Raw genomic sequence first — 12792 nt, forward strand, 5'->3', positions numbered from 1 at the left:
CAGACAGCGGTAACACACGAACGCCCACGCAAAGTAATGATCTATCGGAGTCTCCCGAAGCGTCCAGCTATCGCTAACCTTACGGTCCCGTCTTGAATCCCAACGAGGCCGCCTTGGCGCGCAGATCGGCAAAGCGGTCCGCCGTCGGGTTGACGGTGAGTTGAGAATTATCGACGGAGGATACCGAACTCGATGATGCGGGCGCCGCCGCACCCGAGCACAGGCCGCCGAATGGACCCTGAGCAACTGTGATTGCCGGCACATCAGTGCGCGGCGCGTCGGTGAAGTCGAGCGCGTAAGCGAGATTGAACGTCGCGGAATCGCTGCCACGCACGCCGAGCGGCGCCAGCCCAAAGCGCCATTGCAGGAGCGCGTGAATCGAACTCGGATCGAAGGGATAGCGCGTCACGGAGCCTGCGCGAACGCGTGGACCGAGGAGTGCGAGCGGCACGCGGAATCCTAGCCTTCCATCGTTGCCCAGCGCGAGCTCATTGTTGCTGATCGGCCGTATCGGCGGCACCACATGTTCGAGAAAGCCGCCCCATTCGTCGTAGACGACGATCATCAGTGTGCGGCTCCAGTTCGGGCTCGTGCTGAGCGCGTTGTAGACCTGCGCGAGAAATGCTTCGCCGTTGCGGATGTCCGCGTGCGGATGATCGTCGGCGGAAACGCCCTGCTCTTCGCCAGCGAACATCGGGTCGACCATGCAAAACGGCGGCAATGTGCCCGCTGCGGCGTCGGAGAGAAAGTCCGAAAACAGATGTGAAATGCCAAGATAGCGGGTGCCGTACAGCGCCGTGAATGGCACGTCGTGATAGTAGTAGTTGCAGCCGACATTCGCCGCGCTCAGGTTGTCCCAGATCGTCCGCAGCGTCGACGTATCGACCGTGTCGTCGAGTCGATCAGTCGCCCCGCTATGCAGGTAGATCCGATTTGGATACGTGCTGGTCAGCACGCCACTGAAGTAAAAGTCACCGATCGTGTAGCTTCCGGCAAGCGCGTTGAAGAAGCCGAGATCCGCGGATGCGTAATAGCCGATAGGCAGCAGATCGCCGCGCACCTCGCTCGTATCGGGCGTCAGTAGCCATCCGTCCATGGCACCGGCAGCCAGCTGGGTCCGAGCGCCCTGATAACTATGATTGGGATCCTGATAAGCGCACGCCTGGTAACCATACGACGAGTTCGCCGAGAGCAGGAACGGCGTCTGCACCGCGCCGAACGCGTCCTTGAACTGCTGGTTCGCGGGCATCCCCTCGGCGCCGGGCACCCAGCTCAGGAAATGGTCGAAGGAGCGATTCTCCATCGTCACGAGCACGATGAAATCAATGCCGGACGTGGACGGCGCCGGTAACGCCGGACGCGCGAGGCTGTAACGGTCGCCGCCGTCCGGTGAGGGAACATCGGCAATCGACGGCGCAGGCGCGTCGCCGTTCGGGTTGCTAGAGCTGCCTGCGCCCCCACACCCCGTCAGCGCGACGCTGCCCGCAACGGCGGCGACTCCAGTGAGAAACCTGCGACGGTCGTGAGGGTGGCTTACCTTGTTCTCGTTGTCCATGGCTTATGTCTCCTTGGGCGGCAGCCAGCGGTGACGCCCGTCAGTGTCTCGACGAGCCGCGACGAGACATGATTTCCAGCGCAAGCAGCGTTATAAGCTTTATTGGGGTCACGCTTGCGCTATTCGCTTACGGGATACCGCCAGGTGCGCGCGCAAATGAATCGAGCCGGCTCGATCCGGGCGCAGGCGGACTCGTCGAAATCAGCAAGAAACGCTCCCAGATTTGCCGATGGTCCTCTGGGGAACTGCCCCTCAAGGTGAGGTGGCAATTGACACCGTGCTGGCCGAGATGCGCCGGATGGCATCGTCCAATGAAGGGCCGCAGTCAACGGTAAAGCCGACGTTCAAATGTCCGCTCAATGGCGTGGGCGAATGGCCGTAGCTGGCCGCAGCCCGTCCGCTGCAATCAGCATACGTTGCCTGAAACTTACGGGCCGGGGATCGACAGCACGCGCCCCGGAGCGGTCAGTCGACTTTCCCGAAAGCGGCCGTCGTCAAGCGAGACGCAGTCGAGCCCGCTGAGCCGACGCCAGTCACATGATGCACCGCCGGACCGCACCTGTAACCGGACCTACGCAAAGTGCCAGAACCGATCTTGCCTTCCACGATATGGAACCTGTCGCTGAGCGCAGCGTATGAATACGCACCCCGTCAGCAATATCCGAATGACGGCATGCTCCGGCATCCTGAATATAAAGAGCGCCTGTCATATCGCGGTCAAAAATTCCGTGCGACAAGGTCTCGTACACCCTGTTCCAGTCGTAATCTGTCAGGCGCGATCCGGCGTGGCATTGTTTGAAAGAAACGCCAGCGCGCTGGCATCGCCTGACCGAAGTGCGGGAGAAACCGCGTTCATGGATGGACTACCGTCATCCTGAACGGGCCGCCATTCGCCGCAGCGTGACTGACGGCCTCGTTCACGTCGTCGAGTTTGAAGGACGTCACGTCGAAATGTCCGAGATCGAGCAGACCGCCGCGAATCAGACCTGTCATTCGCGTGACCGCCTCCGGCGGGTACATCCATTTGCCGCGCACGGTGATGTCGTTGCGCATGATCCACGGGTACGGCAGATCGAGACCATCGCCGCCGAGCATGCCAACACCGCCCATCAACACGACACGTCCGTAAGGCCGCACGGCCATCACCGCGGCGCGCACGGTCCTCGTGGTCGCGGAAGGCGGCAGCAGATCCATCACGCAGTCGATGGGTGCTCCGGCAGCCGCACGCATCCGTTCGCGATCGTCGTCCTCGTTGCCTGTGAGCTTCACGGTACGGATACGTTCGCCGAAGCGCCTTTGCAGATCGGCGAGCACGCCTTCATTGCGTCCCGGCGCGACCACGCAGCGCACACCCATCGCGAGGGCGACGGCGACGCACGCGCTGCCAAAGTTGCCGGTCGCGCCGCTCACAAGCAATGTCTCGCCAGCCTGCAGATTCGACGCAAGCAGCCCGCCGTACGGAACCAGCATGGTGTTGAGCGCGCACCATTTCGCGGCATCGGCGGGATCGATTTCGCCGATGCGAATGGCGTTCTCGGTCGGCACGCGCATTTGTGCGGCGAATGGGCCGTCGTGGAAATGGCGCGCGAGCCGCAGGCCGCCGTCGCCGCGTGCACTCCAGCCCTGCAATGTAATGTCGGGCGTGAGCGCGTCGTCGCGTGAACGCACGGTCGGGTCGCAGAAAACCCAGTCGCCTGTTTTCAGATGCGTGGCGTCGGGGCCGAACGCACGCACGCGACCGATTGCCCCGCAGCCAGGCACGATCGGCAATTCGATCTGGTAGCGGCGCTCGCCGCTGAACACTTCTTGCGCATATGACAGCACCGGCGCGGCAACGACGTCGACGATCACTTCGCCGGTGCCCAACGAAGGATCTGCTGCGTCTTCGATCGCAAGCGGCTTGCCGAGTGTCTTCAAAATCGCTGCTTTCATCTGCGTTCCCCATTGATGGTCATTGGACGAGGCCATTCTGACAGGGGTAGCATTGATAACAAGGCCTGGTACTATCCTGGGATTCCCGCGTACCTGCTTGAGGAGGACGGACGGTCATGACAACCGCGAGCCGAAGCGAATTCGGCGATTTTCTGCGCTCACGGCGCGAGAAGCTAAGCCCTGAATCGGTGGGGCTCAATAACGGGCGGCGGCGTCGCACGCCCGGTTTGCGTCGCGAGGAAGTTGCCGAACTCGCGGGCATTGGCGTGGACTGGTATGTGCGGCTCGAGCAGGGCCGCACGGTGAGTCCGTCCGATACCACGCTCGAAGCGCTGGCTCGCGCGCTGCGGCTCGGCAAAGTCGAGGCGGCGCATCTGCGCGCACTGGCACGCAGCGGCGATCGGCAAACCTTCACTCGCGAGAGCGTGCCGGGACCCATCGCGAATCTGATTGCGACTCTCGAGCTTCCCGCGTATGTCACGGGCAGGCGTTGGGATCTGCTGGCCTGGAATGCAGCGGCGGCCGATCTTCTCGGCTTCGAGCGTCTTGCCGAGGCGGATCGCAACATTCTGGTGTTCATGTTCATCGAACCGGATTCGCGACGGCTTTTCGGCGCGAACTGGACCAGCGAGGCGCGTCGCATGATCGCATTGTTTCGCGCAACGCATGATCTGTATGCCGACGATCCGGCCTTCGTCGAACTGGTCGAACGGCTGCGCGCGCACAGCGCCGAATTCGCAAAATGGTGGAACGCGCACGATATTCGTGGCGGCGCGTCCGGGCAGAAGGTGCTGATCCATCCGGAGCGCGGTGCGCAACGCTATGACTACGCGACCTTTCAGGCAAATGACGACCCCGCGTTGAAACTCGCGATCTACACGCCTGCGTGAATCGAAATCCCCACGCGCCGCGCGTCAGCGTGGCGCGGCGAGCCAAGCCGATCATCGGACAGGCTCGACCCACAGCAGCCGGCCGGATTTCTCGAAAGTAGCCGTTCGAACCGGGACCAACGATCTGGTCGGTCCCGATCCACCGGTCTTGCTGTAACCGCTAGCGAGCTCGGGCGCTACGTATCATCGCAGCTAGGATATATCCGGCAATTCGCGGATTCTCCTTAATTCGCCGAGTGCTGTAGCCATACCAGTCATGACCATATGGCACATAAACCCGGACGTGAAATCCTTCCGCAAGCAAAGCGTCACGCTGCGGTTCGCACACGCCTAGCAACATCTGAAACTCGAATCGCGAGCGGTCAACTTGCTCGCGTTGCAGCCAACCGGTCAACGCATCGATCAATTGTGCGTCGTGCGTTGCAATGCCCACGAACGATCCCGCCCGTATCGCGGTCGATACGTGCCGAACGAAGTGCGCATTGATCGCGGCCCGATCCCTCGATGCACCGTCGACGAGATGCTCGGTCGACTCTGCATAAATCCCCTTGCAAATGCGCATGCGGCTCTTGCGCGCCTGCAGGGGAACGATGTCGCCGTTCGTGCGCGTCAAATACGCTTGCAGCGCGATCCCGACTGGATAACCGTCGGCTTCGAGTTCCCGGAACATGTCGAGCGTTTTCTGGGTGCAACTGACGTCTTCCATGTCGATGCACGCGCCGATTCCGTGCGATGCCGCCGCTCGCAAAACCATAGAGACTCGTGCCATGCACGCGTCTTCGTCGAGATGCAGTCCGAGGGCGGTCAATTTTATCGATAGCTCGGTGGGTTGATTTTCTGCACCTAGCGCCCGGACGAGATTGAGATACTCGCGAGCCATCGACTCCGCCTGCTCGGACGACGACGCAGTCTCGCCCAGCACATCGATGGTTGTACGGAAGCCTGCCGCGTGGAGCGCGTGGATGCGCGTGCGAGCATCGCAGAGCGTTTCGCCAGCGATATAGCGGCGGGAGATCTTACGGATTAGCGAACGGGGAACGAGCGGGATGGCGCGAGCCGCCATCGTATTGAGAATACGCATGTTGTGGTCTCATGAAAACGCAGTCGCACGAATCTGGATACAAAAAGTCGATTCGAACGACATCGCCGGACCGTCTATCACAACAGGTCCGGGACGAATGCCAAAGTGGATGCAATCACTGCATCGACACAGGCTTTCAGTGCGTTTTCGAGGGAGGCCAGGCAGCTGCGTACATTGTTCGAGCGAAATCTTTTGCGATTAACTACGGGGCGAGACAAAGCCTGATTTCTTTACGTCAGTCAGGCATTGGGAATCGTAGCATGAACGAACAAACGGTGGTGATGAGCCGATCCGCGCTGCACCGAAGCTTTGATTGTTGACGATCGGCGCGTCCCTGCCGAATGTCGCATCATCGAAGCAAGCGCTCTCGCGATGTACGGGAATGGCGTCGCGACTTCACGCCAAACAAATCGCAGGTTCATTTCAACTGGAGACGATTCATGTCAAACCCCTGGACCGGGCGCTGCCTTTGCGGCGCGATGCAATATGAATCTCGGGGCGATCCACTCGCGCAACTCATCTGTCATTGCAGGGACTGTCAGCGCGCTTCCGGCTCGGCTGGGTTGCCTGTGATCGTAGTGAGAACCACAGATTTTGCATTCAAAGGCGAAATCAAGTCTTATACGAAGACCGGTGGCAGCGGCATGCCAACAACGCGTAATTTCTGCCCTCATTGTGGCAGCTTGCTATTTGGAACACCGCATCACGCACCGGAAATCGTCACCATTTATGCCGGAACACTCGATGATCCGTCGCGGTTCAACGCCGAATTCGCCCAATTCATGTCTGAACGCCATCAGTTGGACGTCCACCAACCGGAGATTCCCCAACATTTGAGAAGAGCGCCCTGATCAACAAATCAAAGATGCCGGCTTTCCGAAGGGGGATTGCTCCAATCGTCCTGCAGGCCATTCACGTAGGTCACCGGCGCATTTAGCGCTTCATTGATGTCAAGTTCTTCGATGCACATGATGTTGACGTTGATATACGGGTACCCTGTTGCGTTTGGTGTATCAACGCGATCAAACACGTGAACACCGCACCGTTTGCAAAACGGGTGGTGAGCTACCGGATTTTTACCCTGATACTCCGTAAGTGCAGTTTCGTCGGAAAGGAGACGAAACTCTTCCCGACGAACCTTGACATGCCAGAATCGTAGCCTGCTACAGAAACTGCAATTGCATTTCAACGTACCATTGCTTAAATCAACCCGGGCTTCAAACCGCACTAGTTGGCAATGGCAACCTCCAAGGTATGTACGCAGCATCAGGCTCCTCCATGTTGATGGATAACCACATCGTCAACGCATTGCCACTGGATCGCGGCGTCCCCGCGTAGCGACTGGACACGATTGTCGACGATCCGCGGCTCGCCGTCGACCGACCGAACGTGGATCAGCGAGAATGCCTGGAGTTGATACCAGAGGAGAGTTCACCTCCGCGAGAACATTTTGGAGCGCCGACGCGCGTGCGTGCCTGCGCGGGAATGTCTGCGCAGCCATCCACCGGACAGCTGCGCTCGTACCCGTGTCGGCCGCGGCCTTTTACTCTGTTATTCCACGTGTACATCAATGCGGCGCGGACGCGCTTCTTCTCGACGCGGGATGCTGAGTTTCAGCACGCCGCCCTGCAGATTGGCGTCGACCTTGGACGTATCGAAGTCCTCGCTCAAGGTGAAAGCCCGCGCGAAATGCGGAGCACGAATCTCTGCATGGTGCAGCTGCAGGTCGCCTGGCGTGGGCACCACCGCCTCCGCTTCGATATACAGCCGCCCATCGTGAACCTTCACGTCAAGCTTGTCGCGCGATACGCCCGGCAGGTCGGCCCACAGGGTGATGCCGTGGCTGTCCTCGATGATGTCGACGGCCGGCGTAAGCGTTAAACGGCGAGCGCTGTCCTGGTTACTACGGGCCACACCGCTGGTATCTCGCTGTGCGATTTGAGTCGTGTCGTTCATGGCTTCCTCCTCGCTTACTGGATGGTGATAGCGCGCGGCTTCGAGGCCTCGCGTTTGCCGATCCGGATGGTCAGGCAACCGTTCGAATAGCCAGCTTCGACCTTGTCCGGATCAGCGTTCTGCGGCAGCTCGATCACGCGCCGGAACGTGCCGAAAAAGCGCTCCTTGGCGTAGGCGCGGGTTTCGCTCCCCGCCGCCAACTCGGGCGCTTTACGCTCACCGGCAATGGTCAAAGTGCCCTTGTCGACGGTCACTTCGAACGTGCCTGGGTCGATGCCTGGTGCGAATGCAACGATATTGATGGACTCGTCGGTAGTGCCGATATTGAGAGGCGGGAATGCGTCCGTGCGGCTCGAGCGGATGCTCGATGGAAGGTTGCCGAACAACGCAGACATCTGCCGTTGCAGACGATCGAGTTCCCCAAACAGGTCGTTGCTAAAGTAGAAGTCACTCATGATTCAATCTCCCGTGATGCGAAATGATCAAAGGCGTCCACCTGCTGCCGCGCCCCGACGAAGCGCACGCGGTCGCACTACCTGGAGACGCGGTATGGGCGGCGCGCAGCGGGCTTTGCGACCCAAAAATAGGCGCTTGCCCAAGACTTTCAATATCAGCAGATCGAATATTGACTGCGCCTCAATATATTCCGCCGGATATGTTGAAACACCCGGCGGGAGCCCTTATTTGCACCGCGCGGATTGTTCTGGAAGGAGGCAATATGGAGTTCGATACTGACTGGGTAACGCTTGGCAAACACCGTGTCCGACCGCATGCGACCCGCGGCTTTCCGGCCGAACGGCTGCGCATCGTGGCCGAGGTCGCGCGGTTGGCCGTTGAAAGCAACATGAGCGCGCGGGCGCGCCTCGTGGAAGTGGTGTTTCGCGATCAGGACGGCGTGTATGACATCTCCATTGGCACGACCATCGCCGAAGACCGCACGTGCGCACCGCCGATCGAAGCTGCCCTTGCCACGATCTTCGGTCTCACCCCCGAACAGGTCGTGTTGACGGTAAAGGCCGTCTCTCAGGATGAGGTGGACTTGAGCTTCGGCACTTACGAGCGGTTGCTGGCGCAGAAGATCGGCGCCACCGCCCCGATCCAGTAGCAACACGGCTGGCACCGCTAGCGATCCATCTAACCGGCGGGACTACCCGGTGAGCATTCTTCGGGAGGCGAGGAACCGCCGACCACGTCTCCCGGCCACACGCGGGAATTAAGCACTGGCGGTTGCACGATGGCGAGTCAAGGCGGTGGCAATTTCGGATCGAGTTTGCATCGTCTGAGTGGTAGCGGCTGAGCGGATACCAGTCGTGTCACAAGGCGTGACTTTTCATCGACCTGTACATCGAGGCAGGCGCAGCCGTACCCGTGCTCTCCAGCGTTGGTCACGATCCATCCTTTCGTCGTCATGTCCGGCATGTTGTCGATCCCAGGGGCCTGATAGCCACCTTGTTCCGAAATTGTCCATTCGCCACTTCGGTCCACTAACGAAAAGTTGGCGGGAGTTGGATTTTCGAGCCAGCCACAGCGCTTCTCCACGGCACCTTGCGCGTCGGCGACGGAGGTTGCCAACGCCATTCCTAATCCGAGCAACACCACAAACGGATTTGTCATCAGGGTTTTCTCCTCACTCATTGGCAACTGTCGACAATCTGAACGTCACTGTCGAACGTCGGTTCATGCCACGCTCTGCACGACACAGTCGTGCTCAGTGCGACGCGTAGGACGACATTCAGAAATTCCGGCATTGATGCTCGACAAAACAGACAGTCAGCAATTATGACTCAAGCCGTCATGGGAATTACGTCGAACAGCCTGAATGCGCGTAGCTGTGTTCCAGCGTGACGTAGAGTCAATCCCCAAACTCCGTCTCTGTCGGTGTACTCGAAAGTAACCTTGGCTTGTGTGTCATCGAGGACAAAACAGCGACCACTCTCAAAGACAGCGTTCGACTTCTGCTGCCCGGTCGCTTGCACCGATAACTGCTCACCGCAAAGCGTCACTTCAAAATGCATCAGCGGGTGTCGATAGCGTCCAACATACTGCGAGAGTTCCGTTGAATCTGCCGAGATGTCCTTGCCATTTTCCGGCTGCCTTTCGTCTACCTTGCGGTAGACCGCGTCGTCTATCCTTCGTCCTGCGAACGATACGCCATGCTCGCGAAGAGTCACTACAGAAGCCTTTCCTTCTGCCTCGCGGCTGAACGCAATCTCAATGTCGCGAGTTCGCGAAAAAAATGCATCGGATTCCGAACAAGCCAGTGTTAGCCGCTGAAGACCAGTCAGGTTTGCACAGAGCATCCCGCTTTTATCCAGGGAGATTTCCATAAAGCACCGCTGGCCAAGTCGAAAAACACCCACATATTCGTCAAGTTTCGACGCATCCAGCGTGATTTCGTGAGGCGTCTGATATAGACCGAGACTTGCGTGCGCAAGACGTTCGGTGATCTTCAAAACTCCCGAGGCCTGCAGATTGGCGAGAGCGATGACGGTAAGGTCGTCGTCGGGATGCAGGTCCAAAGCGCTCAGGAACCCATTTATGGCGCCGCCGTGCCTGACGAAGCGGCGCCCATCGGCGGACCCAACAAACCAGCCATAGCCATATCCCTGTCCATGATCTCGCAACATGTGCTGTAGAGCCGCCGGTCCGATCACATCGCCTCTCATGAGGGCCTGCGACCAGCGATACAAGTCGTCCGCGGTGGAATAAAGGCCGCCGGCAGCATGGGGTAAAGACATGGCAATGAACCGCGCATGTCTCCACTTGCCGCCGATGCAGGTATAGCCGTCCGCTCGCCGCTCGACAATCTTCCAAGTATGGTCATAGCCGCTATCGGCCATGCCAAGGGGCTGGAAGAATTCGTTTTCCAGGAAGTCGGAGTAACGTTGGCCGCTGATGGCTTCCACCACGCTGCCAAGTAATATGTACCCGGTATTGCTGTAGCGAAACCGCTCGCCGGGCGGAAACTCCAGTGCCTGGCCGCTGGTCAGCTCCATGATCGCCTTCGGGGTTCGCTCCTCGAGCGAAATCCGAGTTAAAAAGTCCGGCAGGTCGGTGTAGGAAGGGACACCCGATGTATGAGTCAGTAATTGATGAATCGTGACGTTATGCCAACTTTCTGGCGCGTCGGGTAGGTGTTGACCTAACCGGTCATGAACGCCCAGCTTGCCGCGCTCCGTGAGGCGGAGAATCGCAGCCGCCGTGAACTGTTTCGTAATTGAGCCGATGCGAAATCTTGTTTCTGGTGTGTTCGGGATAGCCCACTGCCGATTGGCGAAACCGAAACCCTGACGAAAGATTATTTCTCCCGCTTTGGCGACCAGAACTACACCGGTAAAAAGATCGTCGTGGAGGAACGCCGATACGATTTCCTGTGCTGCTACAGCATAGTTTTCCGCTCGAGGCGTGGCGCACATGATTCGGGTCCTTCAAGGAGATTGGGCGAAGTCCTGGGCCACAGTCTACAACTGGTGGTGGTGACGCCTCACTTCGATAGGGAGGCCTCGTAGATCGTCAACGATCTGGCGGGATACGGCGAACGTCTCAATTCGGCCCGGAAACAGGAAGTCTGAAGGCAAGAGCCCCGCTGACTTGATCCAAACGTCCGCGCTTTCGCGGGTCTGCTCGGTGATCTCGAACTGCACCGGCCGCTCAGCCGCCGAAAACTCCTGCCTCGTCTAGCATCTCGACTAGCCCTTCCGGATAGATAGTCTCGCCGGTGATAGACAATTCCTCCCGGCTCCACCATCGGTGATCCGCCATCACCTCCCTCTCTTCCGCGGTCCAGCCGTCACGTGAAATGGATTCCGTGTCCGTGTTAACGACGAAATATTGTTCGACCGCGAGCACGCGCTCACCATCTGGCAACTGCAAGGGCACTTCGCGCCGCCCGACCGGCATGGATACGTGCGCCTCTCGAATGCCTGTTTCTTCACGGAGCTCTCGCCTTGCAGCGTCCGCGAACGTCTCGCCATGCTCGACGCCACCGCCCGGCGTTGCCCAGTAGACCTTGCCCGCAAGCACACCAGTTTTGTGCACGAACCGGAACAGCAGCACTCGCCGCTTTGGAGTGGTGATCAGTAGTCTGGCCGAAGGACGTTCGCGCATGGGATTCAATCGGAAGTAAATGTCAGTGAAAGAAAAATATGCGTCGGGAATGCGACCCGCTTCGGTCCGCAATCTTTCTCAGAGCCGGACGCTCCGACCACATCAACCAGGGGCCGGAGAGCGATACGTTACAAAGTGCTCGTCCTTCGTCACGACAGAGAAGCCGAGCTTTTGATAGAAGCTCATCGCTGCTTCATTGCAGAGAAAGCATGACAAGGTCAATGGCTGGTCCGACTCGGCCACGCGCGACATCAACGTTTGCATCACCTCCCGACCGATCCCTCGATTTCGGAATTCCGGCCGCAGAAGCAACAGCGATAAATGGACTGCCTCGACCTCATTCCTAAGTGCAAAATATCCGGCCGTCGCCGATCCTATGGTGATCAAAGTGCATTCAGAATCGGGGTAAGACTTTTCGAAGCGCTCCCGTTGAAAATTCTCATCCCAGCCGAATGTCTGATCGATGTATTCGTGCAGCGAGAGTTTGTAGAGCTCGAAGAGAGCTTGTCGATCAACCGTTCCTTCAAGCCGCGGAATCAACCGGATTGCATTGGCTTCGTAAGGCTTCCCTCCCCTCGGCGCTACTGCATAGGACATGAAATGCCGCTCATTGGTTGAGTGCTCAACCTCAAATCCGTTTCTTTCGTAAAGTTGCTTGGCCCGGTTGACGCGAAGAACTCGCAACCGGATGGATTTTCCAACAGCGTTAGCACGCTCAATAAGACGTCCGAGCAGCAACGTGCCTATACCACGCCTTTGATAACTGGGAAGAATATAGAGCTTCTCCAGCATCAAAGCCTCTGGTTCATTGACCACTGCGATGCAACCGATCTCGTCTCCATCGCATTGAATAATCTGGTGGGTCTCCGGCCGGAAATCATCAAGCGGTTCCGGTATCCAACTACCCCACGTACGTTCGGCATACTCCCTCATGCACGATTCCTGAACGGTACACAAGAAGCTCCAGTCGGACGCAGTGGACGGGCGTAACGTGATATTCAGCATCTGGCTTTGTGGTTCGATGGATTGTCTGGACTGCAATTGTCGACGAACTGGAGCATGGGGTCCACCGGCCGAAATTGGCCACACTGCGTCCCACTTTTATTCAGACCGTGCTTCTATTGCATTTCCAGCGGGAAAATTGTCGAAGAACGCGGGCAACCTGACCTGTTGGCCCTCTTGCAGCAAATCGGTGCGGTGCCGGTCTGAGCGCAAGTTGGTCGCGTCTGCCGCATGCACTTTCTGTCGAGGCATCCCGCCGGCCCCCTGGC

Annotated in this window: 13 protein-coding genes and 1 pseudogene; 3 read left to right on the forward strand and 11 right to left on the reverse strand. The window is 58.8% G+C overall.

Annotation, left to right across the window (positions count from 1 at the left end):
* Nucleotides 1–79: 79 nt before the first annotated feature.
* Complete coding sequence (locus P3T20_RS33120; protein ID WP_429289058.1) at nt 80–1555, reverse strand: alkaline phosphatase family protein; 1476 nt, start codon at nt 1553–1555, stop codon at nt 80–82.
* Nucleotides 1556–2407: 852 nt separating this feature from the next.
* The gene (locus tag P3T20_RS33125) at nt 2408–3487 is read right to left on the reverse strand and encodes an alcohol dehydrogenase catalytic domain-containing protein (protein WP_429289059.1); all 1080 of its coding nucleotides are present in this window, start codon (nt 3485–3487) and stop codon (nt 2408–2410) included.
* A 116-nt stretch (nt 3488–3603) separates the two neighbouring features.
* Between P3T20_RS33125 and P3T20_RS33130 the strand changes: the two genes are divergently transcribed.
* Nucleotides 3604–4377 carry a helix-turn-helix transcriptional regulator gene (locus tag P3T20_RS33130; protein ID WP_074268563.1) on the forward strand — a complete coding sequence of 258 codons (774 nt, stop codon included), beginning with the start codon at nt 3604–3606 and terminating at the stop codon, nt 4375–4377.
* 160 nt (nt 4378–4537) lie between these two features.
* On the opposite strand, the gene P3T20_RS33135 is transcribed toward P3T20_RS33130, so the two are convergent.
* Nucleotides 4538–5458: a proline dehydrogenase family protein gene (locus P3T20_RS33135; RefSeq protein ID WP_074268564.1), complete on the reverse strand. Its 921-nt coding sequence runs from the start codon at nt 5456–5458 to the stop codon at nt 4538–4540.
* Between the two features lie 440 nt (nt 5459–5898).
* Between P3T20_RS33135 and P3T20_RS33140 the strand changes: the two genes are divergently transcribed.
* Entirely contained in the window at nt 5899–6309 is a 411-nt protein-coding gene (locus P3T20_RS33140) for a GFA family protein (RefSeq protein WP_074268565.1), read from the forward strand.
* An 8-nt stretch (nt 6310–6317) separates the two neighbouring features.
* Here the strand turns inward: P3T20_RS33140 and P3T20_RS33145 are convergent, their stop codons facing one another.
* The 3 genes from P3T20_RS33145 to P3T20_RS33155 form a co-directional block, all read right to left on the reverse strand.
* Nucleotides 6318–6725: a GFA family protein gene (locus P3T20_RS33145; protein ID WP_074268566.1), complete on the reverse strand. Its 408-nt coding sequence runs from the start codon at nt 6723–6725 to the stop codon at nt 6318–6320.
* Between the two features lie 284 nt (nt 6726–7009).
* On the reverse strand, nt 7010–7414 hold the full coding sequence (locus P3T20_RS33150) for an Hsp20/alpha crystallin family protein (RefSeq protein WP_429289060.1): 405 nt from the start codon (nt 7412–7414) through the stop codon (nt 7010–7012).
* A 14-nt stretch (nt 7415–7428) separates the two neighbouring features.
* Nucleotides 7429–7869 (reverse strand): Hsp20/alpha crystallin family protein, encoded by a 441-nt coding sequence (locus P3T20_RS33155; protein WP_429289061.1) that lies wholly within the window; start codon nt 7867–7869, stop codon nt 7429–7431.
* A 263-nt stretch (nt 7870–8132) separates the two neighbouring features.
* Here P3T20_RS33155 and P3T20_RS33160 point away from each other — a divergent pair, with 263 nt between their 5' ends.
* On the forward strand, nt 8133–8519 hold the full coding sequence (locus tag P3T20_RS33160) for a hypothetical protein (protein ID WP_429289062.1): 387 nt from the start codon (nt 8133–8135) through the stop codon (nt 8517–8519).
* Nucleotides 8520–8656: 137 nt separating this feature from the next.
* On the opposite strand, the gene P3T20_RS33165 is transcribed toward P3T20_RS33160, so the two are convergent.
* From P3T20_RS33165 to P3T20_RS33185, 5 genes and pseudogenes are all read right to left on the reverse strand, one after another.
* Nucleotides 8657–9028, reverse strand: coding sequence for a DUF4087 domain-containing protein (locus P3T20_RS33165; RefSeq protein WP_429289063.1), 372 nt, complete (start codon nt 9026–9028; stop codon nt 8657–8659).
* 170 nt (nt 9029–9198) lie between these two features.
* On the reverse strand, nt 9199–10830 hold the full coding sequence (locus P3T20_RS33170) for a serine hydrolase domain-containing protein (protein ID WP_429289064.1): 1632 nt from the start codon (nt 10828–10830) through the stop codon (nt 9199–9201).
* Between the two features lie 123 nt (nt 10831–10953).
* Nucleotides 10954–11067, reverse strand: a pseudogene (locus tag P3T20_RS33175) (integrase); the annotation flags it as partial.
* Nucleotides 11066–11521, reverse strand: a complete 456-nt coding sequence (locus P3T20_RS33180) for an NUDIX hydrolase (protein ID WP_429289065.1) — start codon at nt 11519–11521, stop codon at nt 11066–11068. The pseudogene P3T20_RS33175 and the gene P3T20_RS33180, both read right to left, overlap by 2 nt.
* A gap of 102 nt (nt 11522–11623) precedes the next feature.
* Nucleotides 11624–12454 (reverse strand): GNAT family N-acetyltransferase, encoded by an 831-nt coding sequence (locus P3T20_RS33185; RefSeq protein WP_429289066.1) that lies wholly within the window; start codon nt 12452–12454, stop codon nt 11624–11626.
* Nucleotides 12455–12792 lie beyond the last annotated feature (338 nt).

Source organism: Paraburkholderia sp. GAS206C (assembly GCF_050435645.1).
Taxonomy (GTDB): Bacteria; Pseudomonadota; Gammaproteobacteria; order Burkholderiales; family Burkholderiaceae; genus Paraburkholderia; species Paraburkholderia phenazinium_B.

Excerpts from the sequence above, each read along its gene's own strand:
- P3T20_RS33120 (WP_429289058.1), bottom strand. The coding sequence starts at position 1,555 with ATGGACAACGAGAACAAGGTAAGCCACCCTCACGACCGTCGCAGGTTT.
- P3T20_RS33125 (WP_429289059.1), bottom strand. The coding sequence starts at position 3,487 with ATGAAAGCAGCGATTTTGAAGACACTCGGCAAGCCGCTTGCGATCGAA.
- P3T20_RS33130 (WP_074268563.1), top strand. The coding sequence starts at position 3,604 with ATGACAACCGCGAGCCGAAGCGAATTCGGCGATTTTCTGCGCTCACGG.
- P3T20_RS33135 (WP_074268564.1), bottom strand. The coding sequence starts at position 5,458 with ATGCGTATTCTCAATACGATGGCGGCTCGCGCCATCCCGCTCGTTCCC.
- P3T20_RS33140 (WP_074268565.1), top strand. The coding sequence starts at position 5,899 with ATGTCAAACCCCTGGACCGGGCGCTGCCTTTGCGGCGCGATGCAATAT.
- P3T20_RS33145 (WP_074268566.1), bottom strand. The coding sequence starts at position 6,725 with ATGCTGCGTACATACCTTGGAGGTTGCCATTGCCAACTAGTGCGGTTT.
- P3T20_RS33150 (WP_429289060.1), bottom strand. The coding sequence starts at position 7,414 with ATGAACGACACGACTCAAATCGCACAGCGAGATACCAGCGGTGTGGCC.
- P3T20_RS33155 (WP_429289061.1), bottom strand. The coding sequence starts at position 7,869 with ATGAGTGACTTCTACTTTAGCAACGACCTGTTTGGGGAACTCGATCGT.
- P3T20_RS33160 (WP_429289062.1), top strand. The coding sequence starts at position 8,133 with ATGGAGTTCGATACTGACTGGGTAACGCTTGGCAAACACCGTGTCCGA.
- P3T20_RS33165 (WP_429289063.1), bottom strand. The coding sequence starts at position 9,028 with ATGACAAATCCGTTTGTGGTGTTGCTCGGATTAGGAATGGCGTTGGCA.
- P3T20_RS33170 (WP_429289064.1), bottom strand. The coding sequence starts at position 10,830 with ATGTGCGCCACGCCTCGAGCGGAAAACTATGCTGTAGCAGCACAGGAA.
- P3T20_RS33180 (WP_429289065.1), bottom strand. The coding sequence starts at position 11,521 with ATGCGCGAACGTCCTTCGGCCAGACTACTGATCACCACTCCAAAGCGG.
- P3T20_RS33185 (WP_429289066.1), bottom strand. The coding sequence starts at position 12,454 with ATGAGGGAGTATGCCGAACGTACGTGGGGTAGTTGGATACCGGAACCG.